The 1,497-nt window shown below is 41.8% G+C and carries 1 protein-coding gene; it reads right to left on the minus strand.

Annotation, left to right across the window (positions count from 1 at the left end; all coding sequences use genetic code 11):
• Positions 1-270 precede the first annotated feature (270 nt).
• Positions 271-1,230, minus strand: a complete 960-nt coding sequence (locus tag JAO78_RS16610) for an integron integrase (RefSeq protein ID WP_226752478.1) — start codon at positions 1,228-1,230, stop codon at positions 271-273.
• Positions 1,231-1,497: the final 267 nt, after the last annotated feature.

The following is a 1,497-nucleotide window of genomic DNA, read 5'->3' on the forward strand; positions in this document are numbered from 1 at the left end:
TCAATTTTGCCCGTCCAAGGCGACGAGGTAACTCGCTCGGCGCTACCGTCGCCTCACTCAAACACCCCTCGTCTTAAAACCTTGGTCGTGCAAACTTGCTCGGCTTGCAACGTAATGGGATTTAAAAGTCCATCAGGCTAAGGAGTATTTCGGCTTTAAGATTATTACTGCTTTGAGCGAAAAGCAGAGATCCATCACCGCACCATAATTCATATGCCAATGTCTGCTTTTACTGCAAAACCGGACATTGAGTCCGGTTTTGGTTACACATTACCGAACTATCGGGCTCGAAGTCCCAGATGAATGTTGCCCTATGACATGCGTGTATATTTGAGTGGTTTTCAAATCTGTATGCCCTAACAACTCTTGAACCGTGCGTATGTCAGTGCCTGCTTTGAGTAGTTGCGTAGCAAAAGAATGCCTGAAAGTATGCGCAGTGATGTGCTTTTGAACGCCTGACTTTTTTACAGCAAGTCTTAATTTCTTGGTAAGTGACGTCCAGTGCAAATGATGGCGGCATGAATACCCATCAACAGGATGCTTGCACCTGACTGACGAAGGGAAAATAAATTGCCACTTAAAATCAGATATCGCATAGGGATATTTGCGTGCCAGTCCCGCAGGCAGACTGGTTTTTCCTTCTCCTTCGCAAAGGTCTTTCTCATGAAGTTCACGCACTTTTTCAATTTGAGATTGAAGTGGCATAACCAGCTTATCAGGCAACATAGTGACACGGTCTTTTCCTCCTTTACCACGAAACACAAAGATGTTTTTTGATTCAAAGTCGACATCTTTAATTCGCAACTTCAGCAGCTCAGCTTTTCTGAGCCCGCAGCCGTATAAAAGTGAAAACATCAGTTTATAGCTATCTGACAGCTGATTAATCACACTAATAGCTTCGTTATGAGACAGAACGGTTGGTACTCTTTTAGGCGCGCGAGCTTTTATCGTATCGGGCAGTAAAGTGAGCTCTCTTTTAAGGATATGTTTATACATAAATACGATAGCGCAGAGCGCCAAGTTTTGAGTGGACGCAGTCACTTGTCTATTTACGGCTAAATAGGTCAAGAAATCAGTTACCTCCTGCTCTCCCATGTCTTTTGGGTGCTGTTTTTTATTGAATAAAATGAAGCGTTTTATCCACAGTAGATACGTTTTTTCAGTTTGAATTGAGTAATGTTTAGTGCGCATAACCTGCCTAATACTTTCAAGGAAAGGTGAGCGAGCCATATTAATCCTCCTGTTGAATATCGAGTGTATTACTGAGAAGTCTCAGTAATATCCATGATAAACAGGGCTAAATTAACCTAGGCTGTTGATATTACGCATTTTTACTCTGTTTGGAGGTAGGGTGTTACTGAGACTTCTCAGTAACATGGTAAATTTAAAGTGAATTAAATGCTCAGCTGGCTTCTCAAGTTATTGATTTTCGGTAAACTCAGAGGTATAAATTTATTTTTACCTCTCGGGTGTTACTGAGAGGTCTACATAATAACT

Origin of the sequence: Alishewanella maricola (genome assembly GCF_016343785.1) — a bacterium.
Taxonomy (GTDB): Bacteria; Pseudomonadota; Gammaproteobacteria; order Enterobacterales; family Alteromonadaceae; genus Alishewanella; species Alishewanella maricola.

Excerpts from the sequence above, each read along its gene's own strand:
- JAO78_RS16610 (WP_226752478.1), bottom strand. The coding sequence starts at position 1,230 with ATGGCTCGCTCACCTTTCCTTGAAAGTATTAGGCAGGTTATGCGCACT.